This is a genomic window from Bacillus sp. C30 (genome assembly GCF_040838255.1).
Classification (GTDB): Bacteria; Bacillota; Bacilli; order Bacillales; family Bacillaceae_G; genus Bacillus_A; species Bacillus_A mycoides.
Map to the genome: position 1 here is coordinate 1 of NZ_JBFPJH010000033.1, position 24,697 is coordinate 24,697.

Genomic DNA, 24,697 nt, shown 5'->3' on the forward strand with positions numbered 1-24,697 from the left:
ATTAGAAATTTAACCTCATGTAATTTTCAGTTACTTTTTAATCTTCAACAGGTAACATACCTACATCATGAATTACATATTATCCTCTTCCATCTTATAAAGCGCCACTATAACACAGAATTCATTGACGCTTGAATCAAAGCTTTAACTTCAAAAACCTAAATTTTCCAATCATAAATTCACTCCAACTCACAAATTATAATCTTTGAATTGATATTCCAAAGGGGGCTTCATTCAATGACTGTAATTACAAAACTAAAGCAAACTGTTTCTGGATTAAAAAGTGCACAAGCTAGCTTAGAGGGATTCGCTCTTGATACGGATAACCAACAAGCAAAGCAACTTTTCCAAACAGCTGCGCAGCAAACACAAACAATTATCGATTCTTTAAACCCGCGTGTTGAAGAAGTCCAGCAAGAAGAACCACAATACACACAGCAATAACCAAAAGTGCCATTTCATCTAATGGTACACAATTTGAGAAAAAGGATGATATGCAATCATCCTTTTTCTCTCACATTACATACTGCAATAGAAATGGAATGATTATAATGCGAAAACTTGGAATCATAACCGCGTTATTTATGCTCCTATTCGGTTCACTTACCGGATGTGATAATAGCCCGTTAGATAAAAAAGTAAAGAAAGAAGAAGCTAAGCGGGCAGATGAGAAAAAGGGCCCTAAATTAACAAAAATGAGTACAGAATCCTTTAATCAATCTATATCGCAAGACGCTAAGAAAAAAGCTCTTGCTATGGAGGGAATTATAGAAGCTACCGCAGTTAATACAAATTTAGATCTTTACATAGCCGTTAAACCTGAACATCACGAAAGATTTGGTTTAAAACCTTTACGAAGTAAATTAAAAAAGAAGCTAAGTGATGAAAACCCTACTTTCGATATTCGTGTAAGTACAGACAAAAAGATTTTTATGCTCATAGAAGAACTTGAAAACAAAATTAAGAACAAGAAAATAAGCAAGGATGGCATTAAAGATCAATTGAAACTCATTCAATCAGAAATGGGATCTAATATTTAAGTTTTCTAAAAGAGAAGGAAGGATTCAAATGTCTAGTAAAGATAAAAATTTAACACCTGTGCAACAAGAATATAAAAAATTTGAACAACAGCGCGAACCGAAGCGCCCCGTTTTAAAAAATTGTATAAAGGCTTTTTTCGTCGGGGGATTCATTTGTCTAATAGGCCAACTGATTTCCACCTTTTATATTACCTATTTTGATTTCACTGAAAGATCTGCTGGAAACCCTACAGTTGCAACTCTTATTTTTATTTCTATGCTACTGACGGGATTTGGCGTCTACGATCGCCTCGGACAATTTGCTGGTGCTGGTACCGCAGTTCCCGTTACTGGATTTGGTAACTCTGTTATTGCCGCGTGTATTGAACACCGTACAGAAGGATTCGTTCTCGGCGTTGGTGGTAACATGTTTAAACTAGCAGGATCGGTCATCTTATTTGGCGTATTTTCAGCTTTTGTCATCGCTCTTATTAAAACGATTCTCTTTCAATGGGGAGGGCTGTAAATGTTACAAGGACACCGAACATGGGTATTCGAAAACAAACCAGTTATCATCTCAACAGGTGTAGTCGGTGGCCCATTTGAGGCAAATGGAAAAATTCCTGAAGACTTCGATACCCTGCATGAAGATTTATGGCTCGGACAAGATTCTTACGAAAAGGCGCATAAAATTTTATTTGAAGAAGCTTGTAGCCGCGCTACCGAAAAGGCAAAGCTCCGTAAAGACGATATTCAATTCGTACTCGCAGGGGATTTAATTAACCAAATAACTCCAACTAGCTTTGCATGCCGCACACTCGGAACACCTTATCTCGGTTTATTCGGCGCCTGTTCTACCTCTATGGAAGGCTTAGCACTCGGCGCAAGTATCGTAAATGCAAAAGGTGCAAAGTATTTATTAACTGGGGCATCAAGTCATAACGCTGCGGTAGAAAAACAATTCCGCTATCCAACTGAATATGGTGGTCAAAAACCTCCTACGGCTCAGTGGACAGTGACCGGTGCAGGCGCGGCTATTTTAAGCGACACTGGATATGGTCCACAAGTAACATCGGCCACCATTGGACGAGTTATTGATATGGGACTAACAGATCCTTTTAATATGGGTGGTGCGATGGCCCCAGCTGCTGTCGATACGATTGAAGCTCATTTACGCGAACGACAAATTGACGCCTCTTATTACGACTTAATCGTAACAGGTGACCTTGGACATGTCGGTCGCGAAATCGCTTACGACCTACTACATAAACATGGAACAAAGGTAAAGAGCGAGCAATTTCAAGATTGCGGAATCATCATTTATAGAGAAGGTCAACCTGTCATAGCTGGTGGAAGTGGTCCAGGCTGTTCAGCAACAGTCGTATACGGACATTTATTAAACCGAATGAAAAGAGGAGAATTCAAGAAAATACTTGTCGTTGCGACAGGCGCTTTACTATCTCCACTTACATTCCAACAAGAAGAAACGATTCCGTGTATCGCTCACGCTGTTTCGATTGAATTTGGAGGTGCAACGCAATGATTTTTTTCTGGGCTTTCGTCATTGGTGGACTCATATGCGTAATCGGACAGCTTATGTTTGATGTCGGCAAACTAACCCCCGCTCATACGATGGCAACACTCGTTGTTGCTGGAGCTATATTAGATGGATTCAATCTGTATGAACCATTAATCGACTTTGCAGGCGCTGGGGCAACTGTACCTATTACAAGTTTCGGTAATGCCCTCGTTCATGGCGCGATGGAGGAAGCAGCCAAACATGGCATCGTCGGCGTTATTACCGGCATGTTTAAAGTAACGAGTGCTGGTGTATCAGCTGCCATTATTTTCGGCTTCATTGGAGCATTGCTATTCAAACCGAAAGGATAAGGTGTTCGTATGACAGTTATCGCTAGCGTTAAAACCTGCCTTGCCAGTGTAAGGGGCGCTCAAGCAAGTTTAAGCTCCCTTTCACTAAATTCACAGGACGCGGAATCAAAACGTGTATTTCATGAATGTATGTTAGAAATGGACAGCATCATCACCGATTTACAGAATAGGGTTTCAGTATTAGAACGTGAAGAACCTCAATATAAAGGGTTTTAAGTAGACTGGAGGAAATGACTATGTCTCACCTGCCGGAATGGACACTTGTCATTCTTCGCTCTGTATTCATATTAATTATTTTATTCGCTATTACGAAATGGTTAGGAAAAAGACAAATCTCTCAACTCTCCTTTTTTGAATACATAGCCGGAATGACAATCGGTGACATCGCTGCCCAAGTATCTACAGGGCTTGATTCAAAATTTTTCCACGGCGTCTTTGCGATACTCATTTTCGCTGTGGTACCTTTTTTCACTGGAATCCTCTCTTTAAAGAACAAAACAGCTCGAGATTTTTTTGAAGGAAAATCTACCGTATTAATAAAAGATGGAAAAATACTTGAAGATAACTTAAAGAAAGAAAAGTATACAAGTGATGAATTACTTGAGCTTCTCAGAGGAAAAAATGCGTTCAGCGTGGCTGATGTTGAATTTGCTGTACTAGAACCGAGCGGTGAATTAAATGTATTATTAAAGAAAGATCGCCAACCACTTACAGCAAAAGATATCAGCTTAAAAGTGCCAAACGAAAAAGAACCGCAAACTGTTATTATGGATGGAAATGTACTAGATGAACCTCTTTCTGCTAGCGGACATAATCGCGCTTGGTTACATTCTGAGCTAGAAAAACTCGGTGTTGTCATTGAAAATGTCTTTCTTGGTCAAGTTGATTCATACGGACAACTTACTATCGACATCTATAATGATAAACTCCAAATGCCTTCTCCTCAAAACAAGCCTTTATTATTAGCATCCTTAAAGAAATGCAATGCTGATCTTGAATTATTCTCTTTAGAAACGAAATCAAAATCAGCGAGTGATATGTATAGTAAAAACGCAAAACAAATCGAGAAAATCTTAAATAAAGTAACCTATCTGTTAAAAGAATAAAAAATGAAAGAACGCTTCTATACAAAAGGCGTTCTTTTGCCTTTTCCACACCATTAATCACGTTTAAATTTATGTAATTCGGTTATGATGTTGAAGATACATAAGCAGGGAATTTTAAAAACATAGCGAATAAATCATGATACAACTACATATTTTTTGATTTAAAGTGGTTTCGTTTGACCTTCATTGACCATAATTGTATTATAAGACTAAGAAAGCTTTTAAAGGAGGAAATAACAGATGAATTTAATTCCTACAGTAATTGAACAAACAAATCGTGGAGAACGCGCTTACGATATTTACTCTCGACTATTAAAGGATCGCATCATTATGCTTGGTAGCGCAATTGATGACAACGTAGCAAACTCAATCGTTTCCCAGCTTTTATTCTTGGAATCTCAAGATCCAGAAAAAGATATTCACATTTACATCAACAGCCCTGGTGGTTCTATCACAGCTGGTATGGCAATTTACGATACAATGCAGTTTATTAAACCACAAGTATCAACAATCTGTATCGGTATGGCTGCATCTATGGGTGCGTTCTTACTTGCAGCAGGTGAAAAAGGAAAACGTTACGCACTTCCAAACAGTGAAGTTATGATTCACCAACCACTTGGCGGAGCACAAGGTCAAGCGACTGAAATCGAAATCGCTGCAAAACGTATCCTATTCTTACGTGAAAAATTAAACCAAATTCTTGCTGACCGCACAGGTCAACCACTTGAAGTTCTACAACGCGACACAGACCGCGACAACTTCATGACAGCAGAAAGAGCTCTAGAATACGGCTTAATCGATAAGATCTTTACAAATCGTTAATACACTTAAAAGCGGAGGCGGCTCGTTTAGAACAGGAGGAAGTTGGAACCCCTGATTCCGAGGCGCCTTTTGCCTCGAATGAAGGGGTGAAACGACCGACTGTTCTAGCCGCCGGAGCTGGATAGAATTTAAAGCGGAAGTGGCTCGTTCAGAATCGCAGGGCGTTGGAGCTTTTACATCCGAGGCGCTTTTTGCCTCGAATGTAAAAGCGAAACGACCGAAGATTCTAGCCACTGGAGCTGGATATAACTAAAAGCGGAAGCGGCTCGTTCAGAATCGCAGGGCGTTGGAGCCCCTGATTCCGAGGCGCTTTTTTTATTATGTACAAGGGTATCACATACCCCACCTAGTATCTAATCCAATATATCGGTGATTTTTCAATTTTATCGACCACAACTCAAATTATATCGGCGATTTTTTAATTATATCGGCGTTTCGACACAACTTATCGACTTACCGACAATTTCCGACAAGTGCGAACCAGCTATATACCCACCGATCATTCGTTACCACACCAACCACGCACCCCACAAACAGAAAAATAAAAAAAGCTATCGCACATTCGCGATAACCCTTTATTGTACATATGCAGTTAATGCTTCCAAAGCCTCTTCTGCATCTGAACCTTCTGTTGTGATTGTAATCATGCTACCAGTTCCGATTGCTAAGCTCATAATCCCCATTATGCTCTTTGCATTCACTGTCTTTCCATCTTTCTCGATGAAGATATCCGCATGAAAGCGATTTGCCTCTTGTACAAACAACGCAGCCGGACGTGCTTGTAAGCCGTTTTTTAATGCCACTTTAACCAGTTTTTGAACCACAGCTCCATTTCCCCTTTAACCTTTTATTTTTTTGCTACTGTTTCCCCCGCGCGTAATTTCTCTGCAATTTCATCGATTTTACGCAAACGATGATTAATACCCGATTTACTGATTTTCCCCCCGGATACCATCTCACCTAACTCTTTCAATGTTACATCTTGATAATCTCTTCGTAACTGTGCAATTTCTCTTAATTTATCTGGCAAAATATCAAGCCCAACCGTCTCATCAATATAGCGGATGTTCTCAATTTGCCTTAGCGCTGCACCAATTGTTTTATTTAAATTAGCTGTTTCGCAGTTAACTAAACGATTTACTGAATTACGCATATCGCGAACAATTCGAATATCTTCAAATCTTAAAAGTGCATTATGAGCACCTATAATATTTAAAAACTCTGTAATTTTTTCAGCTTCTTTCAAATACGTAATGTACCCTTTTCTTCTTTCCAACGTCTTACTATTTAAATCAAATCCGTTCATCAGTTCACATATAGAATCATTATGTTCCTTATATAACGAAAAGATCTCTAAATGATAAGATGATGTTTCTGGGTTATTTACTGAACCACCTGCTAAAAATGCACCGCGTAAATACGATCGTTTACAACATTTCTTCTCGATTAATTCCTGCGATATATTTCGAATAAACGAAAAGTCATCTCGAACAATGTGAAGATCTGCTAATATTTCGCGAGACTTCTCAACAAGCCGCACGATATATACATTATTTTTCTTCAATCGCATTTTTTTACGAACAAGTAATTCTACCGTCACATCATATCCTTTTTTCAAAAGCGTATAAATCCTTCTTGCAATTGCTGCATTTTCCGTTTGAATATCGATAGATAGGCGACGGTTTGAAAAAGAAAGCGATCCGTTCATTCGAAGCAACGCCGATAATTCTGATTTCTCGCAGCATTCCTTCATTTCAAGGTTGGTCAACTCTTTCTTTGTTTCTGATGCAAATGACACAGTCAACACCTCCTTATACTATTACTTTGGAACAAAAATCTTGTCCTATATGAATGAGGAGCGTTACCTCAAATGAGGCAACGCACATTTATAACAATGAATATAAAATAGAAGCTAACTTTAATGTATCATGTCTTACAACACGATCATCATATTTCGCTAATCGATCTTGAATGATTTCGATATTATGTTCAGCAAAACGATTTGTATCCAGTGCAACTGGTTCCGACATCTCTTCCTCATATAACTTACGTAATTCACGAGGAATATCACGATTATTTACAATCGCAGTGTCGATAAATGGTTTACCTAAATGATCATGTAACGCCTGCACATGATCAAACGCAGTATACCCCTTCGTTTCGCCCGCTTGCGTCATAACATTACATACATATACCTTCTTCGCTTTTGCAGCAAGAACAGCGTCTCCAATTTTGTTAACAACTAAATTCGGTAATATACTTGTGTACAGACTTCCTGGACCGAAAACAAGCAAATCAGCTCGTTTAATTTCCGTCAACGTTTCACATAACGGTTCTACATCTTCTGGAGTTAAAAAGACACGATTAATCTTCTTCCCGAAATGAGGAATCTTTGATTCACCTGTTACAATTTCTCCATCTTCTAATTCTGCATGAAGTACCGCACTTTGATTCGCTGCTGGTAATACACGTCCTCTGACATTTAATACTTTACTCGTTTCCGTAATCGCGTGGTAAAAGTCTCCTGTAATCGAAGTCATACCTGCCAATAGTAAATTTCCTAACGCATGCCCTTTCAGTCCGTCTCCAGTTGTAAAACGGTGCTGAAATAAAGCCTCCACTAATGGTTCTACATCCGATAACGCAACAAGTACGTTACGAATATCACCTGGAGGTGGAATTTCTAGCTCATCACGTAGTCTACCTGAACTGCCTCCATCGTCGGCTACTGTTACAACTGCTGTAATATCAACAGGATATTGTTTTAATCCCCTTAATAAAACAGAAAGTCCAGTTCCACCTCCCATGATAACAATTTTAGGTTTTCTCTCTTTTTTCATCCCTTAATGGCCCTTTCTCTTCTCCACATCACGATGAGATACATGAACGCTATACTCTGGTTTCAAATGTTTCCCAAGGTACTCTGTAAGCGTAACAGAACGATGTTGCCCACCTGTACATCCAATCGCAATTACAAGTTGACTCTTACCTTCTCTTTTATAATGAGGCAGCATGAAAGTGATAAGATCCGTCAATTTCTCTAAAAACTTATGTGTTTCATTAAATTTCAACACATACGACGAAACTTCTTCATCCAGTCCTGTTAATGGCTTCATATGTGGAATATAATATGGATTTGGTAAAAAACGAACATCAAATACTAAATCAGCATCAATTGGAATTCCGTACTTAAATCCAAATGACATAACATTTACACGAAATGCTTGCTCAGTTTCTGTTGAGAATAAGTGAACAATTTTTTCTCGTAATTCTTTCGGTTTCAAATCAGATGTATCAAGCACAATATTCGCTCGTGCCTTCATATCAGTTAAGAGACCACGCTCAGCTTCAATTCCCTTTAACGGCAAGCCAGTTGGCGCAAGTGGATGCGAACGTCTCGTTTCTTTATAACGAGTTACAAGTGTGCTATCTTTCGCATCTAAAAATAAAATATGAGGAATAATCCATGTACGTTCTGATAAATCATCAAGCGCTCCCCATAAATATTCAAAAAACTCTCGGCCACGTAAATCAATACCGAGTGCCACTTTATTCATTTTACCTTTTGAATCTGCCATAAGTTCAATAAACTTCGGCAATAACATCGGTGGTAAATTATCTACACAAAAATATCCTAAATCTTCGAAACTTTGTAACGCTACCGTCTTTCCAGCTCCAGACATCCCTGTAATAATTACCATTTTTATATCATTATTCTCTGTCATCGTATCCTCTCCTTGCAGGTTTAACTCGGATCTAATCGATATGAAAGCAACTCAAAATCTGGGGTATATACAAATGTACCGTAGATTATACCATTCCCTTTAATTAAATAATCAATAATGTGATAATCTCCTGGTGCCATTGCTAAATCATCAATTTTATCAAATGTATGCCAACCAATGATGCCTTCTTCGCTCTCTAATTTGTTTTCTCCTGCAAAATCTGTTGCTAAAAAGGAGAACATCATCCATTCAGAAACAACTTTATCACCTTCTTGGATGACAAAAGTGAAGACCCCTTTTAATGCTGGATTCTTTAAATAAATACCTGTTTCTTCACGATACTCGCGAACAACGGAATCTCTTACTGTCTCACCACGCTCCATTTTCCCGCCCGGTGCAACCCACCAATTCCGGCGAGGTTTTTGGAGTAAGAGTACTTCATTATCTCTAATTAACACACAGTTTGTCACTCTTTGCATGTTTCTTCACCTCAGCTACTTGCAGCAAAATTTCTCACTGCATACTCATTTCATTATACTATCAAAAACAGTTTGCTACAACGAAGGTGCCAGTCCCCTTTCGCTAAGCAATTGTAAAAATCCTTTCTATAACAAGCAATCAAAATACCTTACTTCCCATGAATAGCACATAAAAATCCCCTTAACGATTTTTATCGTTAAGGGGATTAAAACACTTATTTCTTACCGAAATAAGTAACAACCGCAAATCCTAAAATAAAAGTAATAATTGAACTTACAATTGAAATTCCACCAGTCGGAATGCCAGGGAACACAATGACAATCGACCCGATAACGAGCCCAATAATTGCCGCAAATGTCATACTTTTATAACGATCTAACAAATAACTAATTCCTTTACTACTTACAACAAATCCGGCCATCACGCCGGCACCGATAACCACGATTAACGGTAAATTGAGTGTAGTTAAAGCGTTAATTGCTGTCGGATACACACCAATAATTAATAAAATAAACGATCCACTAATTCCAGGAAGAAGCATAGCCATACTAGCCATCCATCCTGCGAAAAATAAACCAATTGCATTTAAAATTGTTAACGTCGTAATCGGATCAGCTGCCTTATCTGGTTTAAAGAATGCTGTTATTGCAACAAGAATTGCTGCAATTATTAATAAGACAATATGACTACCTTTAAACGTTGCCTTTGCATCAGCTTCTCTCATTAACATCGGTAATATACTAATAATTAAACCGAGAAAGAAAAATTGAGTCGGTTCATAATGATTTGCTAATAAATATTTAATAACGTGACTTAACGTTAGAAAAGCTGCCGCTACACCAGCTGCAAGTGGGATTAAAAACGCTAAATGTTTTTTCCATTCACGACTAAAGAATCCGCTAATTGCTGCGAGCAATTGTTCATAAATCCCCAACACAACAGCGATTGTTCCGCCGCTCACACCAGGAATTAAATCACTAACGCCCATACAAAATCCACGATATATATTACGCCATTCCATACTGAATAAATTCCTCATTTCTTATAATGATTTTTCCCATAAATTCTAGTATAACAATAAGAATCATTATATTCTTAATTGTTTTTGACAATAGTTTGACATTTGGACAAAAAAAGAAAGCCACCTATCGGTAGCTTTCTTCTCAAAAGGAAAAATAACCTTATTTTTCTGTTACAGTCTTTAGTTCCTCTACTAACTCTTCTATATAATGCTGTGCACTCTGCGCTGCAATACTACCATCGCCTGTTGCCGTTACAATTTGACGAAGCATTTTTTCACGAACATCACCAGCTGCGAAAATACCAGGAACTTTCGTTTCCATACGCTCGTTCGTTTCAACATAACCATTTTCATTTGTAATACCTAGCTCAACAAACGGTTTTGATAATGGTAACATACCGATGTATATGAAAACGCCGTCAGTTTTAACTTCTTGTTCTTCTCCGCTGTTTACATCTACAAGTGTTACGCTTCCTACTTTACCATTTGCATCGTTAATTTCTTTTATAGTGTGATTCCAAATGAAATCTACTTTCTCATTTTGGAAAGCACGATCTTGTAAAATTTTCTGTGCACGAAGAGTATCACGACGGTGAACGATCGTTACTTTTGATGCGAAGCGTGTTAAGAACACACCCTCTTCAACAGCAGAATCTCCGCCGCCAATAACAACAAGTTCTTTCCCTTTAAAGAATGCACCATCACATACTGCACAATATGATACACCGCGGCCGCCAAGTTCTGTTTCACCTGGCACACCAATTTTTTTATACTCTGCACCGCTTGCAACGATAATTGCACGTGCTTTATATTCTTTTTTACCAGCAATAATTGTTTTGTACTCTTTACCATCGATGATTGCTTTCACATCACCGTATGCATATTCAGCACCAAATTTCTTCGCATGCTCAAACATTTTATTTGATAAGTCTGGTCCTAAAATAGACTCATAACCTGGATAGTTCTCTACATCTTCTGTATTTGCCATTTGTCCACCTGGAATACCACGCTCAAGCATCAGTGTGCTTAAATTCGCACGAGATGTATATACCGCAGCTGTCATACCAGCTGGTCCTGCACCAATAATAATGACATCATAAATTTTTTCTTCTGACACACTATTCACTCCCATTCATTCATACACATTAAGTTACCCTCATTATACTGTTAGCATCATTTTTTTCCCAATGATTTGCCTACCCTACGTGTGCGTGCGCTTAACAGCCTGCACATACTTTCGTACAGTCGCTACAGATACATTATATACATCACCAAGCTCTGCCTGTGTCATCTTATTTCTTTGTTCGCCGCGCACAATGTATTCAATTGCCGCTGACCAACCGTACACATTTGTAAAAGTCGCTCCAGATGTATATAAACGTATGAACGTGCAAAACCAAAAATTTAAACACTCTTCGATTAATTCATCGTCTTTTTTCGTATAATTGTATAATGCATCCGCGATTCGTACGCACTGTTCAAATTGCTGTAAATCAGCTGGGATGCTTTTATGACTATTAAGTAAAAAGAAATATTTTGCAAGTTGCGATACGATTGGAACACCATTTTTCGCTTGCGTTACATCAAAGAAGAATCCAACCTTCTCTGGTGTTGACAATTCATTCATTAAATATAAAGCTAGCATTTTCTCTTCTAGCGTCGTACTTTGCTGAAATGATTTTCGTAACTCTTCAAATAAATGATTTTGTCCTTCATCTGCTAAATTCAGTGCATTCCACGGTTCTTTTCCTTTTTTATCAGGATGCAATCCTACAACATGTTGCCACATTTTTTCAGCTACTTGCTGTTCCTTCACCATATACGCAGAGTATGCAAACCAGTAATAAAAACTGACGTCTCCTTCGTACCCTTGACGCTTTAATACTTTGAACCATTTATATGCAGGTTCAAAATGACCAATTGTTGCAAGCGTTGTTCCAAGTTTCAAACGATGCTCAAATGAAATTGGATATACCGATACTAACTGCCCCGCTAATGACTCTACTTGCTTATGCTCTCCAATTGAATATAGAAAAATAAGCGTATTACAAAGCGCATGCATATTACCAGGATTTTTCTCTAAAATCATTTCTGTTAACTTAAGCGCTTGATCTACATTACCTGATTGAAAATGTGCAATCGCTAAATTATTATGTCCTGACCAAAATTCTGGATATTCTTTCGTAACAACTTCTAGTGTAGCAATCGCCTCTTCTAATTGTCCGTTACGAATGTAGCGGTTCGCTTCTTCTTGCATAACAATTAGCTCATCTTCATCCTCAATCTCTTCCGCACCCATTGCATCTTCTTCCATAATCTCAAGCAATTCTAATGTATCTTCTACAAATTCCTTCTCTTCCGCAACTTCTAAATATCGCTCTGCATACTTCTTCGCCTGTTGAAACAAGCCCATATATGCATAATTATTTGAAATAAAATAATAGCATTGCTCAAGTTCAGGATTGGATCTAACAAGCTTTAGAAATATCTGATTCGACTCTTGATATTCACCAGATTCAGATAATGCTATTGCTAGTTGGCATAAAATAAACGGCTCCTTCTCGCTTTGTGCTGCTCTTCGAAAATATTTAATTGCATCTTGCAATTTTTGCCCTTTATAAGCCCTCATCCCTTTTTTATAAAAGAAGTCCGCTAACTGATTAAAAGAGATAACTTGTCCGTTCTCCTTATATATTCTTTGATTTTTCCCCATATATCCTCCAGTTTTTTGTTTTCTTCGTTCACACATTCTTCTATCTATAAGTATAAACGATTCCGTAAAAAACAAAACAGTATATTATAATCAATTATTTCCTTTTTATTCATAAAAAGAGAAGGGAAATGTTACATTTTTAACATCAACCTTCTCTAGTGGCCATTTCCTCTTTCGTATAAATAATACGCATCGGATTTCCGCCTACGAAAGCGCCGCCTGGTACATCTTTATGGACAAGTGTGCCTGCAGAAACGATAGCTCCATCTCCAATTGTCACACCTGGTAAAATTGTCGTATTCGCTCCAATCATAACTTCATTCCCTATGACGATTTCTCCGAGTCGATACTCACGAATTAAATATTCATGCGCTAAAAGCGTTGTATTATAGCCGATAATTGAATTGTCTCCCACAGTAATCTTTTCTGGAAACATAATATCTGGCATTACCATAAGTGCAAACGACGTTTTCTTTCCTACTCCCATCCGTAAAAACGTGCGATATAACCAATTCTTTACGGATAAAAATGGCGTGTAACGTGCGATTTGGATGATAATAAAGTTTTTCATTACCTTCCAAAAAGAAACTGTTTTATACACATTCCACAATGAATTTTCTCCTGAAACAGGATAGCGCGTTGTCCGTCGCACTGAACTCTCTCCTCTACTTATATAAAGTGACACTTTAACCGGCAGGAATCTTACTACCCGTTAATGCGGGACAAAATCGGTAGTAAATCACTCATTTTATCTAGCACATAATCTGGTTTATACGCTTCTAAATACGCTCTACCTTTCAATGTCCATGAAACCGCTACTGTTTTCGTACCTGCATTTTGTCCACCGACGATATCATGATGATTATCACCAACCATCAATGTTTCTTCTGGTTTTGCATCTAATAATTTCAATGCTTTTTGAAGTGGTTCTGGATGTGGTTTCACATGTTCCACATCATCAATCGTCACGACAACATCAAAAAACTGATCAAGTTTCGAAAGCTTTAATCCCATTTCAACCGTCTGTCTCGCTTTCGTTGTAACGATGCCGATCTTATAACCTTGCTTCTTCAATTCTTGAACCGTTTCATATACAGTTTCATACTCTTCCACTAATTCATCATGATGCTCATGATTAAATTGACGATAACATGTAATCATCTCTTCAACCTTACTTGCATCAATTTTACTAAAAGTATCATGCAAAGATGGACCGATAAATGGCAATACATCTTCACGCTTATACTGATTAGAATAATAGTGATTTAACGTATGTAAAAAAGAAGAGATAATAAGTTCATTTGTATTAATTAACGTTCCATCTAAATCAAATAACACTGTATTTATTTTCATCGTCCTTAATCCTTTCATTACCTGAATATGAAAGAAGCAGCATCTTATATAAGATGCTACTTTTCTCTAATTTTCTAAATATCTTTTATCAGCTTGTCCCATTTTTCGTCTCACAATAATGAAAATGATAGAAATAACAACAATTCCAATAGACATTACTTGTGCAATACGAAGTGGTCCTAACATTAAACTATCTGTACGCAAACCTTCTACGAAGAAGCGTCCCACTGAATACCAAATTAAATATGTGAAGAATAATTCACCACGGCGTAAATTCACTTTTCGTAACGCGAGTAGTAAAATAACACCTGCAAAGTTCCATAATGATTCATATAAAAACGTTGGGTGATAATACACACCATCAATGTACATTTGATTAATAATGAAATCTGGTAAATGAAGACCTTCTAAAAATTGTCTCATTACTTCATCACCATGCGCCTCTTGGTTCATAAAGTTTCCCCATCGGCCAATTGCTTGTCCTAGTAAAATACTCGGCGCAGCAATATCCGCTAACTTCCAGAATGAAAGCCCGCGTCGTTTCGCAAAAAGGATTCCTGTAATAACAGCCCCGATTAAACCACCATGAATCGCCAAACCACCTTGACGAATATTAATAATTTGACTCGGATTTTGCGAATAATATTCCCATTCAAAAATGACATAATACATTCTCGCAAAAAGAATGGCAATTGGCACTGCGATTAATACAAGGTCGATAAATGTATCTTTGTGAATACCAAGCCTTTCTCCCTCGCGAGTTGCTAGCCAAAGACCTAATAGCACACCTGTACCGATAATAACCCCATACCAATAAACAGGGAACGGCCCAAGTTGGACTGCTATACGGTCAAGCTGTGGTACAGAACCTAACAGCATATATATGACCTCCCTCTCCAGAGTCTACTCTTGATTTCCTAACTCAATCGCACTCATTAATCGTTCAGAGAACTGTTGTGCCGCATTGACTCCCATACGTTTTAATCTGAAGTTCATCGCTGCTACTTCAATAATAACAGCCAAGTTTCGACCAGGACGAACTGGAAGTGTAATCTTCGTAAGTTCTGTATCAATAATCTTCATCTTCTCTTCATCAAGACCTAAGCGATCATAATTTTTCTTTTGATCCCAAATTTCAAGATTAATAACAAGTGTAATACGTTTATAATTTCGTACTGCCCCTGCACCGAATAACGTCATTACGTTAATGATACCTAGACCACGAATTTCTAATAAGTGCTCAATTAAATCAGGTGAGCTCCCTACTAATGTATCTTCATCTTCTTGACGAATTTCTACGCTATCATCCGCAACAAGGCGGTGACCACGCTTTACAAGTTCAAGCGCTGTCTCACTTTTCCCGACACCACTTTGACCTGTAATTAAAACACCAACACCATAAATATCTACTAACACACCATGAACAGCTGTTGTTGGCGCTAACTTACCTTCTAAATAGTTTGTTAAACGACTTGATAATCTCGTTGTCGTTTGAGCAGAACGTAATAAAGGCACGCCTGATTCACGTGATGCTTGTAATAACTCATCCGGTACATCTTGATTACGAGTTACAATAATACAAGGCGTCTCCTCAGTACAAAGCGCTTTCATTCTCTCTTGCTTTTGCTCTGTCGTTAACGTATCAAAGAACGTAAGCTCCGTTTTCCCAAGAAGCTGCACGCGATCAGCTGGATAATATGTAAAAAATCCTGCCATTTCAATTCCAGGTCGCGATAAATCACTCGTATCAATCGGACGATGAATCCCTTCTTCACCACTTACTAACTCCAATTGAAATTGTTCAATTAAATCTTTTGTCCTTACTTTCGGCATATGTATAAACCTCCACTCCGCTGCGGGTTCAGTCTCATTTGATGTAAAATTCCATTCTATCGGATATTGTACCATTTTTTTCTGGAAACAAGAAACTCGGTTTCTAATAAATAGAAAAAAACATTTCATATGAATCATGAAATGTTTTTCTTTTTGTCATTTTCTCTTTTTTTCATGTAATGGTTCAACAATTACTTTTTCAATTATCATATTAAAAATAGAAATACAAATTGCCGCAACAATCGCTACACCAAATCCAGATATATTAAAGGCGTCCCCTAATAACGAATCCGTCATCTTTAACGTAATCGCATTAATAACAATTAAGAAGAAACCGAAAGTTACAAGAGTAATCGGTAGCGTAATTAAAATTAAAAGCGGCTTTACAAATACGTTTAAAATCGCCAATATAATACTCGCAATAATTGCAGTTTGTATATTTGCTATGTAAAATGCGTCTGGTGCAACCCCTTTTAAAAGTCCGGATACAGCGATTAACACAACGCTATTTACAAGAAGTGATACAATCCATCTCATTTCCTTACACATCCTTTTAACATATATATTTCATCATACGCTAATAGATAATAAACGCAAGTAACATACATACACTTATATCAACTTATTCTACCCTTCATGCTTGTATACCTACTAACAACCTTACCAGTTTTCCTTAGTGAAATAAAAACCGAGTGCAATTCCCACTCGGTTTTTATTAACAACTTATTGTGATAACTCTACTTCTTTTATTTTCTCTTTCATTCTTGCTTTATCACGATCTAAAATCTCTTTTAAATACTTACCTGTATAAGAGCGCTCTTCTTTCACTACTTGCTCTGGCGTTCCGGAAGCAACAATTTGTCCGCCTTTGTCTCCGCCTTCTGGTCCAAGGTCAATAATATAATCAGCTGTTTTAATAACATCTAAATTATGCTCAATTACAAGTACCGTCTCACCACTCTCAACAAGACGTTGCAACACTTCTAGAAGGCGTGCAATATCATGTGCATGTAAGCCAGTCGTTGGCTCATCTAAAATGTATAACGTACGCCCTGTAGAACGACGATGTAATTCAGAAGCTAATTTCACACGCTGCGCCTCACCACCTGATAACGTCGTAGCTGGTTGTCCTAATTTCATATAACCAAGCCCTACATCTACAAGCGTTTGAAGTTTACGCTTAATTTTCGGGATATTAGCAAAGAACTCTACCCCATCTTCAATTGTCATCCCTAACACTTCAGAAATATTCTTATCTTTATATTTCACTTCTAACGTTTCACGGTTGTAACGTTTACCGTGACAAACTTCACACGGAACATACACGTCTGGTAAGAAATGCATTTCGATTTTAATAATTCCATCACCACGGCACGCTTCACAACGGCCGCCTTTTACGTTAAAGCTGAAACGTCCTTTTTGATACCCACGTACTTTCGCTTCATTCGTGTGCGCAAATACATCACGAATATCATCAAATACGCCAGTGTATGTCGCCGGATTTGAACGTGGTGTACGCCCGATTGGTGATTGATCAATATCAATCACTTTATCTAACTGCTCAAGACCTTTAATTTCTTTATGAGCCCCTGGCTTCGCTTTCGCCTTATATAGCTTTTGAGCTAATGATTTGTATAGTACTTCATTAATTATCGTACTTTTTCCAGAGCCAGATACGCCTGTTACTGCTACAAATGTTCCTAGAGGGAATGACATTTTCGCATTCTTTAAGTTATTTTCTTTCGCACCGACAATCTCCACTTTACGTCCGTCACCTTTACGTCTTTCAAGTGGTACCGGAATAAACTCTTTACCGCTTAAATATTTCCCAGTTAATGAATTCTCGTCTTGCATAACTTCAGCTGGTGTACCTGCTGATACAACTTGACCACCATGAATACCTGCACCAGGTCCGATATCAAGTAAATAATCAGCAGCCATCATCGTATCTTCATCATGCTCAACAACAATTAACGTATTTCCTAAATCACGCATTTCCTGCAATGTACGAATAAGACGATCATTATCACGCTGATGCAAACCGATAGAAGGCTCATCAAGAATGTAAAGTACGCCAGTAAGGCGAGAACCAATTTGTGTCGCTAAACGAATACGCTGCGCCTCACCACCTGATAAAGTTCCTGCGGCACGACTTAACGTTAAATAATCTAAACCGACGTTCACTAAGAACCCAACCCGTTCCTGAATTTCTCTTAAAATTAAATGAGCAATTTTTTGTTGTTTCTCCGTTAACTCAACAGTTGAGAAGAACTCCTGTACTTCTTGAACAGAATATTTCGTTACATCGGCAATCGTTTTATCACCAACGAAAACAGCTAAACTCTCAGGCTTTAAGCGTCCACCTTTACACTTCGGACAAGCTTGCTCTGCCATATATTTCTCCATTTGCTCACGAATATAATCAGAACTCGTCTCACGATAACGACGCTCAATATTCGGAATAACACCTTCAAATAAAATCTCATTTTCCTTTACTTGACCAAATTCATTCACATAGCGAAAATAAAGCTTCTCTTCCCCGCTTCCGTACAGCACTTTATCAAATAAATCCTTCGGTATATCTTTCACCGGCATATCCATATCGATGCCGTAATGATTACACACAGATTTTAACAATTGCGGGTAATATTGTGAACTTGTCGGTTCCCAAGGAGCAATCGCATGTTCATTTAATGACACATCCCAGTTCGGAATAACAAGTTCTAAATCTACCTCTAACTTCGATCCAAGTCCATCACAAGAAGGACACGCGCCGAACGGACTATTAAACGAGAACATACGCGGCGCTAATTCTCCGATTGAAAAACCACAATGTGGACAAGCATGATGTTCACTAAATAGAAGTTCTTCCTCTCCCATTACATCGATTAAAACTCGGCCCCCGCCAAGCTTTAAAGCACTTTCTAGTGAATCTGCAAGTCGGCTTGCAATTCCTTCTTTCACAACAATACGGTCAATAACAACTTCAATTGAATGCTTCTTATTTTTTTCTAAAGTAATCTCTTCCGATACATCCAGCATCTCTCCATCAACGCGCACACGAACATAACCTTGCTTCTTAATATCTTCTAATACTTTCGCATGCGCACCTTTACGCCCTGACACGATAGGCGCTAGCACTTGCAACTTCGTACGTTCAGGATATTCAAGAACACGGTCTACCATTTGTTCCACTGTTTGTGATGTAATTTCAATTCCATGATTCGGACAAATCGGCGTACCAATTCGTGCGAATAATAAACGTAAATAATCATAAATCTCCGTTACCGTTCCAACCGTTGAACGAGGATTACGACTCGTTGTTTTTTGATCAATTGAAATCGCTGGAGATAAACCTTCAATCATATCAACATCCGGCTTATCCATTTGCCCTAAAAACTGGCGCGCATACGCAGATAAAGATTCCACGTATCTACGCTGTCCTTCTGCATAAATCGTATCGAATGCTAACGATGATTTCCCCGAACCAGACAATCCCGTCACAACAACAAGCTGATTCCTCGGAATGGTTACGTCAATATTTTTTAAATTATGCGCTCTAGCACCTTTTACAACAATAAAATCTTTACTCACTCTTTTCACCCTTCCGCTTTTAATTCTAATAGTAAATCTCTTAATTCAGCTGCACGCTCGAAATCTAATGCCTTTGCTGCTTCTTTCATCTCTGCTTCCATCTTCGCAATTGTATTTTCACGTTCTTTTTTCGTCATCTTCTTAGCTGGTGTTGCTTCATATATTTCTGTATCCTCAGCTGCTGTTGTCGCACGAATAACGTCACGTACTCCTTTTTGAATCGTCTTCGGCGTAATACCATGCTTTTCATTGTAAGCTTCTTGTATACTACGACGACGCTGTGTTTCTTCAATTGCAATTCCCATTGATCTCGTTATGCGATCTGCGTACATAATAACGCGGCCGTTTGCATTACGCGCCGCACGACCAATTGTTTGAATTAATGAACGCTCTGAACGTAAGAAACCTTCCTTATCAGCATCTAAAATAGCTACAAGTGATACTTCTGGAATATCTAATCCTTCTCGTAATAAGTTAATACCGACAAGTACATCAAACTTACCAAGGCGAAGATCACGGATAATTTCAATACGCTCTAATGTTTTAATTTCAGAGTGAAGATAATTCACTTTAATTCCTACATCTTTTAAATAGTCCGTTAAATCCTCTGACATTTTCTTCGTTAAAGTCGTAATTAATACACGTTCATTTTTCGCAATCCGGTCATGGATTTCTCCTAATAAATCATCTATTTGTCCTTCAATTGGTCGTATATCAATTGGTGGATCTAAAAGCCCTGTTGGACGAATAATTTGTTCTATTGCTTTCGGTGACTGCTCTAACTCATACGGTCCTGGCGTTGCCGAAACGTAAATAACTTGATTCGTTTTCTCTTCAAACTCATCAAACGTGAGCGGTCTATTATCTAAAGCTGATGGCAGACGGAATCCATGATCAACAAGCACTTGCTTACGTGCTTGGTCCCCGTTATACATCGCTCTTACTTGCGGAACCGATACGTGCGACTCATCCATAACGATTAAGAAATCCTCTGGAAAATAATCTAAAAGCGTATACGGCGTTGAACCTGCTGGACGAAGTGTTAAATGACGGGAATAGTTTTCAATCCCTGAACAAAAGCCCATCTCGCGCATCATTTCTAAATCATAACGCGTTCGCTGTTCTATGCGCTGCGCCTCTAACAACTTACCGTTATCATTTAATTCTTTTAAACGCTCTTCTAATTCTTTTTCGATATTTTCAATAGCGACCTTCAGCTTTTCTTCACGTGTAACGAAGTGAGATGCCGGGAAGATTGCTACATGATCACGTTCTGCTAATACTTCACCCGTTAATGCATTTACTTCTCGAATACGATCTATTTCATCCCCAAAAAATTCAATTCGAATACAATGCTCATCAAGTGATGCGGGGAAGATTTCAACTACATCTCCGCGCACACGGAATGTACCACGCTTAAAATCAATATCATTACGTCCATACTGTACATCAACAAGTTCACGAAGCAATTGATTGCGGTCCTTTTCCATACCAACTCGAAGCGAAACAACTAACTCGCGGTATTCTTCCGGAGAACCTAAACCGTATATGCACGAAACACTCGCAACGATAATAACATCATCTCGTTCAAATAAGGAAGACGTTGCCGAGTGGCGTAATTTATCAATTTCATCGTTAATTTGCGCATCTTTTTCAATAAACGTATCCGTATGTGGTACATACGCTTCCGGCTGATAATAATCGTAATAACTAACAAAATACTCCACAGAATTGTTAGGAAAGAAATCTTTCAGCTCACTATATAACTGTCCTGCTAACGTTTTATTATGAGCCATTACAAGTGTTGGTTTCTGCACTTCTTTAATGACATTTGAAATCGTAAATGTCTTACCCGTTCCTGTCGCTCCAAGCAACACTTGCTTTTTCTTTCCACTATTAATTCCCTCTACAAGCTTCTCTATCGCTCCCGGCTGATCACCTTGCGGGGAATACTCTGAGATAATTTCAAATGAATGTTCCAACTAAAAACCGACCTCCTCATAAAAATCTGTATTATTATTTTACCACGAATGCCCATAAAAAACCTAAAAAAAAACGAACAGATATTCGGTAAAGTTTTCGACAAGTTATATATAGAAAAAGGAAGGAATAAATACTTCCTTCCTCTACTAACTCTATTTTTTAAGTACATATAATAAGTCATATCCATTGCGCCCATTTTCATTCGTACAATCTATTAACCTATATGCCATTTCTGATTCACGTTGCTCTTTAACAATCCTTTTACAACTATCTTTATGTAACCCTTTATGGTCACCAGCAAATTGATCTTGTCTATTATCTAACACATAAAGTATATCTTTCTCACTATGCTCTAACGTTTGAAAAATCGGGTCACCTTCATGTGTATACTGTGCAATTCTTATTTTATCAACTTCCCCTTGTTCCACATTCCAAACGAACTTCTCGAATTTATCTAGATTAGAAATTTCCGCCCCTTTGCAACGACATCATTCTTCTTATCAATTGCACTGTTAGGTTGTGAACATGCTACTAAACTAAAGAGAAATAAGCATATAAAACCTGTTCTTTTTCCTATTGTTATCCTCTCCTATACAAACTATTGGTATACTAGAAAAAAGCTACTTTCCTCTATGAAAGTAGCTTCTTGTTTCCTTTCTCCTTCTTCGGAAAAATAACATATGAAAATGAAATCGCAGTATCCGCTAAAAGAATAATAGCCCATACTTTGCTTACACGGCTTGCTGTTTTATTTAAAACGATTCCTGACTCTAACCAATTTCCCCACTGTTCTACTGGAATAAGCCCATACATGAAGAAAAAGAATATATGAACCGCAATAAACAAAATAAGATGTAAAATCCAATTTTTTATTTCCTGCTTTGCATGCGCCATCCCTGTTACTTCAAATGGTTCTTCGATAATAGGCGCCGGTTCATTCCGCCACTTCGCAACTAATTTTTGTACATATATATCTAATTTCTTCAAATCCTTTTTCCCATAAAAAACTGCATATAATAAAATGATTACCGTAATGATTTGAAAATTAGAGAACTTCCCTGTTTGATAATAGTCCAATACCCCTAAAGTTAAAATAAACACTTCATTTATGAGTAGCACAATCCCCATAATAAAGCTCGCCTTTTTCAAGCGAAATCCATACCTTAGTAAAAAGAATCCGATAGCTGATAACCAAAATACAATCTCTGCCCCAATTAAAAAATACCAACGATATTCTGCAAGTATACTCATTTATCCCTCTCCCTTTCGTCATATATACGAAAAGCCTCATCCATATATGATAGAAGCTCTTCTTCAATTGGATACATACTCATTTTCTGTGAATCTTCTTTTGACTTTCTTACTTCCCACAATTTATCTAAAAATGCTTCATCACCATTTGCCATCTCTAAACACTTCTGCATTAATTTCTTTGTTGCGCCTTGTACCTCATCACATGATGCTTCCTTACCGTCTTTCATAAAGTTACGTAGTTGCTTTAATAAATTTACCCATTCTAAAACATTCGGGTCTTCTTCACTCATGTTCGGCAAATTATGAAGCAACTTTTGTTCTCCCTTAGAAAAAACTTCATTTTGAAACATCTCACGTATTCGCGGAGACTGTTTCGAAAGCTGAATGAGTTCAAACATAACTTTCCAATCCAGTTCTCCCTCCACATCCACTGAATAAACAACTGCCTGTAAAATACGTTCCATTCGATTAAATTTTTTCTGTTCTTCCTGTACAAATCTAAGTTGCTTTTCAAGCGATATTTTTAAATTGAGCTCATCCGTTATTAACATATTCGTAATCTCTTTTAATGAAAAACCCATTTCTTTTAAAAATAAAATTTGCTGCAAACGAACAACATCTCTCTCGCTATATAACCGATGTCCTCCATCAGTTTTCCCACTCGGCTTTAATAAATCAATTTGATCATAATAACGTAACGTCCTTACTGTAACCCCTGTTTCCCTCGTTAGTTCTTGAATTGAAATCAACTCCATCACCTCTTCTCCTTCATTATAAAAGGTGACGTAACGTAACTTTCAAGTAGTTTGTAAAAAAAAGACAAAAAGCTGTTTATACCTTTTGTATAAACAGCTTTTATGGAAATAACCCCTTTTGTATAGCACGCCCACAAAATAAAATAATTGCCCCTACAACAACACTTGTTGCTGTTTTATGATAATGCGCTAAAATTAATAAATAGTATGATAAACCTACAGCACCAATCATAATACATACACTTGGCACTGGATTACGAGAGAAGTTTTGTATTCCCCAAAACAAAGCAAAAATAGCCGTAGCGACACATAATACCGGTAATCCCATCCCAGTTCCCCTTTTTCTATCTATTCCTTGTTGCTAACACACTCGTCGATGCTATACTTATTAATAAACCAAAAATAGCAATATATAATAACTCATTTACATGTACTACTTGCCTATCTAAATACTTATTTACACAAAGATACATAATGAACAAAAAAACGCAGCTTGTAATACAAATCGTAAAATATGACTTCATATTGTTCACAACTCGCTCATCAATTGACGGTACTCTCTCTTCTTTCAAACGTTTCTGTTCTCTATATTCCGAAATACCATATAAAATGACTAGTGCTACATTCGATATGAAGATCGTTCCCCACGAAATACTTAAAATCATTAAACTCACATTTAAAACAAGACCCGCTAAAAACAAACTTCCTATGAACCGTATAATATCTTGCTTACTCATACATGATCAGCCTCTTTTTGATTTCTATATTTCCATTTCGGCCAATAGTTCACAAAGAAATAAACAAACTGTCCTAATACAAATAAAACAAACGGCATGCCCGCATTTCCATAAACAATTAAATTATACAAACTCCATACCGCTAAACTCATTGTTAAAAACAACCCTAAATATTTAAACGCTTTATCCGATTGAAATCTCTCAAATTCATCTTGCATTTTCATTCCTCCTATCGTTATGCTCGTTTTCCCGCCATTACTCCTATGATGAGACTACCAGCAAATAAGAAACTACATACAATGAATATTTCTGGAATCGGTATAGTAATTCGCCCTATCGCTTTGCTTGCAACAATATAAACAATAAGCAAAAGAAATGCGAATATAAATGAGACATTTACATACTTTTTTAT

At 37.6% G+C, this 24,697-nt stretch carries 28 protein-coding genes and 1 pseudogene; 8 read left to right on the forward strand and 21 right to left on the reverse strand.

What is annotated here, in order from left to right; all coding sequences use genetic code 11:
- The first annotated feature begins 237 nt into the window (after positions 1–237).
- From AB3X49_RS06255 to clpP, 8 genes are all read left to right on the forward strand, one after another.
- Positions 238–444: a DUF1657 domain-containing protein gene (locus AB3X49_RS06255; RefSeq protein ID WP_000216167.1), complete on the forward strand. Its 207-nt coding sequence runs from the start codon at positions 238–240 to the stop codon at positions 442–444.
- A 107-nt stretch (positions 445–551) separates the two neighbouring features.
- Positions 552–1,040: a YhcN/YlaJ family sporulation lipoprotein gene (locus tag AB3X49_RS06260; protein WP_003192317.1), complete on the forward strand. Its 489-nt coding sequence runs from the start codon at positions 552–554 to the stop codon at positions 1,038–1,040.
- 28 nt (positions 1,041–1,068) lie between these two features.
- Positions 1,069–1,545, forward strand: coding sequence for a stage V sporulation protein AC (spoVAC, locus tag AB3X49_RS06265; protein ID WP_000095410.1), 477 nt, complete (start codon positions 1,069–1,071; stop codon positions 1,543–1,545).
- Complete coding sequence (spoVAD, locus tag AB3X49_RS06270; RefSeq protein ID WP_000938981.1) at positions 1,546–2,562, forward strand: stage V sporulation protein AD; 1,017 nt, start codon at positions 1,546–1,548, stop codon at positions 2,560–2,562.
- The gene (gene spoVAE, locus AB3X49_RS06275) at positions 2,559–2,909 is read left to right on the forward strand and encodes a stage V sporulation protein AE (protein ID WP_000575919.1); all 351 of its coding nucleotides are present in this window, start codon (positions 2,559–2,561) and stop codon (positions 2,907–2,909) included. Before spoVAD ends, spoVAE begins: the two co-directional genes overlap by 4 nt.
- A 9-nt stretch (positions 2,910–2,918) precedes the next feature.
- Positions 2,919–3,125: a DUF1657 domain-containing protein gene (locus tag AB3X49_RS06280; protein ID WP_002034728.1), complete on the forward strand. Its 207-nt coding sequence runs from the start codon at positions 2,919–2,921 to the stop codon at positions 3,123–3,125.
- A gap of 20 nt (positions 3,126–3,145) precedes the next feature.
- Complete coding sequence (locus AB3X49_RS06285; protein ID WP_002016080.1) at positions 3,146–4,015, forward strand: DUF421 domain-containing protein; 870 nt, start codon at positions 3,146–3,148, stop codon at positions 4,013–4,015.
- Positions 4,016–4,255: 240 nt separating this feature from the next.
- A complete protein-coding gene (clpP, locus tag AB3X49_RS06290; protein ID WP_001049163.1) occupies positions 4,256–4,837 on the forward strand; it encodes an ATP-dependent Clp endopeptidase proteolytic subunit ClpP in 582 nt (193 codons plus the stop codon).
- 575 nt (positions 4,838–5,412) lie between these two features.
- Here the strand turns inward: clpP and AB3X49_RS06295 are convergent.
- The 21 genes and pseudogenes from AB3X49_RS06295 to AB3X49_RS06395 all read right to left on the reverse strand — a co-directional run bounded on the left by AB3X49_RS06295 (position 5,413) and on the right by AB3X49_RS06395 (position 24,503).
- Complete coding sequence (locus AB3X49_RS06295) at positions 5,413–5,661, reverse strand: HPr family phosphocarrier protein (RefSeq protein ID WP_002016081.1); 249 nt, start codon at positions 5,659–5,661, stop codon at positions 5,413–5,415.
- Between the two features lie 23 nt (positions 5,662–5,684).
- A complete protein-coding gene (gene whiA / locus AB3X49_RS06300) occupies positions 5,685–6,635 on the reverse strand; it encodes a DNA-binding protein WhiA (protein ID WP_002016082.1) in 951 nt (316 codons plus the stop codon).
- Positions 6,636–6,723: 88 nt separating this feature from the next.
- Complete coding sequence (mgfK, locus tag AB3X49_RS06305; protein WP_002016083.1) at positions 6,724–7,677, reverse strand: gluconeogenesis morphogenetic factor MgfK; 954 nt, start codon at positions 7,675–7,677, stop codon at positions 6,724–6,726.
- Between the two features lie 3 nt (positions 7,678–7,680).
- Complete coding sequence (gene rapZ / locus AB3X49_RS06310; RefSeq protein ID WP_002016084.1) at positions 7,681–8,562, reverse strand: RNase adapter RapZ; 882 nt, start codon at positions 8,560–8,562, stop codon at positions 7,681–7,683.
- A gap of 20 nt (positions 8,563–8,582) precedes the next feature.
- Positions 8,583–9,041, reverse strand: a complete 459-nt coding sequence (locus AB3X49_RS06315) for an NUDIX hydrolase (RefSeq protein WP_001190080.1) — start codon at positions 9,039–9,041, stop codon at positions 8,583–8,585.
- 215 nt (positions 9,042–9,256) lie between these two features.
- Positions 9,257–10,063: a DUF368 domain-containing protein gene (locus tag AB3X49_RS06320; protein ID WP_002034722.1), complete on the reverse strand. Its 807-nt coding sequence runs from the start codon at positions 10,061–10,063 to the stop codon at positions 9,257–9,259.
- A gap of 160 nt (positions 10,064–10,223) precedes the next feature.
- Positions 10,224–11,180, reverse strand: coding sequence for a thioredoxin-disulfide reductase (trxB, locus tag AB3X49_RS06325; protein ID WP_002089563.1), 957 nt, complete (start codon positions 11,178–11,180; stop codon positions 10,224–10,226).
- An 84-nt stretch (positions 11,181–11,264) separates the two neighbouring features.
- The gene (locus AB3X49_RS06330; RefSeq protein WP_367961028.1) at positions 11,265–12,776 is read right to left on the reverse strand and encodes a tetratricopeptide repeat protein; all 1,512 of its coding nucleotides are present in this window, start codon (positions 12,774–12,776) and stop codon (positions 11,265–11,267) included.
- A 145-nt stretch (positions 12,777–12,921) separates the two neighbouring features.
- Positions 12,922–13,428 carry an acyltransferase gene (locus tag AB3X49_RS06335; protein ID WP_367961030.1) on the reverse strand — a complete coding sequence of 169 codons (507 nt, stop codon included), beginning with the start codon at positions 13,426–13,428 and terminating at the stop codon, positions 12,922–12,924.
- Between the two features lie 53 nt (positions 13,429–13,481).
- Complete coding sequence (gene ppaX, locus AB3X49_RS06340; RefSeq protein ID WP_002089567.1) at positions 13,482–14,129, reverse strand: pyrophosphatase PpaX; 648 nt, start codon at positions 14,127–14,129, stop codon at positions 13,482–13,484.
- 66 nt (positions 14,130–14,195) lie between these two features.
- A complete protein-coding gene (gene lgt, locus AB3X49_RS06345; RefSeq protein ID WP_367961032.1) occupies positions 14,196–15,008 on the reverse strand; it encodes a prolipoprotein diacylglyceryl transferase in 813 nt (270 codons plus the stop codon).
- Positions 15,009–15,032: 24 nt separating this feature from the next.
- Positions 15,033–15,962 carry an HPr(Ser) kinase/phosphatase gene (gene hprK, locus AB3X49_RS06350; protein ID WP_002016091.1) on the reverse strand — a complete coding sequence of 310 codons (930 nt, stop codon included), beginning with the start codon at positions 15,960–15,962 and terminating at the stop codon, positions 15,033–15,035.
- 156 nt (positions 15,963–16,118) lie between these two features.
- Positions 16,119–16,499, reverse strand: a complete 381-nt coding sequence (locus tag AB3X49_RS06355) for a phage holin family protein (RefSeq protein ID WP_002089574.1) — start codon at positions 16,497–16,499, stop codon at positions 16,119–16,121.
- Positions 16,500–16,685: 186 nt separating this feature from the next.
- A complete protein-coding gene (gene uvrA / locus AB3X49_RS06360; protein ID WP_367961034.1) occupies positions 16,686–19,556 on the reverse strand; it encodes an excinuclease ABC subunit UvrA in 2,871 nt (956 codons plus the stop codon).
- 5 nt (positions 19,557–19,561) lie between these two features.
- Entirely contained in the window at positions 19,562–21,538 is a 1,977-nt protein-coding gene (gene uvrB / locus AB3X49_RS06365; protein ID WP_367961036.1) for an excinuclease ABC subunit B, read from the reverse strand.
- 153 nt (positions 21,539–21,691) lie between these two features.
- Positions 21,692–22,122, reverse strand: a pseudogene (locus AB3X49_RS06370) (DUF4362 domain-containing protein).
- A 47-nt stretch (positions 22,123–22,169) separates the two neighbouring features.
- On the reverse strand, positions 22,170–22,790 hold the full coding sequence (locus AB3X49_RS06375) for a hypothetical protein (protein WP_107887221.1): 621 nt from the start codon (positions 22,788–22,790) through the stop codon (positions 22,170–22,172).
- Complete coding sequence (locus AB3X49_RS06380; RefSeq protein ID WP_131929179.1) at positions 22,787–23,548, reverse strand: MerR family transcriptional regulator; 762 nt, start codon at positions 23,546–23,548, stop codon at positions 22,787–22,789. Before AB3X49_RS06380 ends, AB3X49_RS06375 begins: the two co-directional genes overlap by 4 nt.
- Positions 23,549–23,648: 100 nt before the next feature.
- Positions 23,649–23,876 (reverse strand): hypothetical protein, encoded by a 228-nt coding sequence (locus AB3X49_RS06385; RefSeq protein WP_002034710.1) that lies wholly within the window; start codon positions 23,874–23,876, stop codon positions 23,649–23,651.
- A gap of 16 nt (positions 23,877–23,892) precedes the next feature.
- Positions 23,893–24,285 carry an ATPase gene (locus AB3X49_RS06390; RefSeq protein ID WP_341092943.1) on the reverse strand — a complete coding sequence of 131 codons (393 nt, stop codon included), beginning with the start codon at positions 24,283–24,285 and terminating at the stop codon, positions 23,893–23,895.
- Entirely contained in the window at positions 24,282–24,503 is a 222-nt protein-coding gene (locus AB3X49_RS06395; protein ID WP_002089582.1) for a hypothetical protein, read from the reverse strand. Before AB3X49_RS06395 ends, AB3X49_RS06390 begins: the two co-directional genes overlap by 4 nt.
- Positions 24,504–24,697 lie beyond the last annotated feature (194 nt).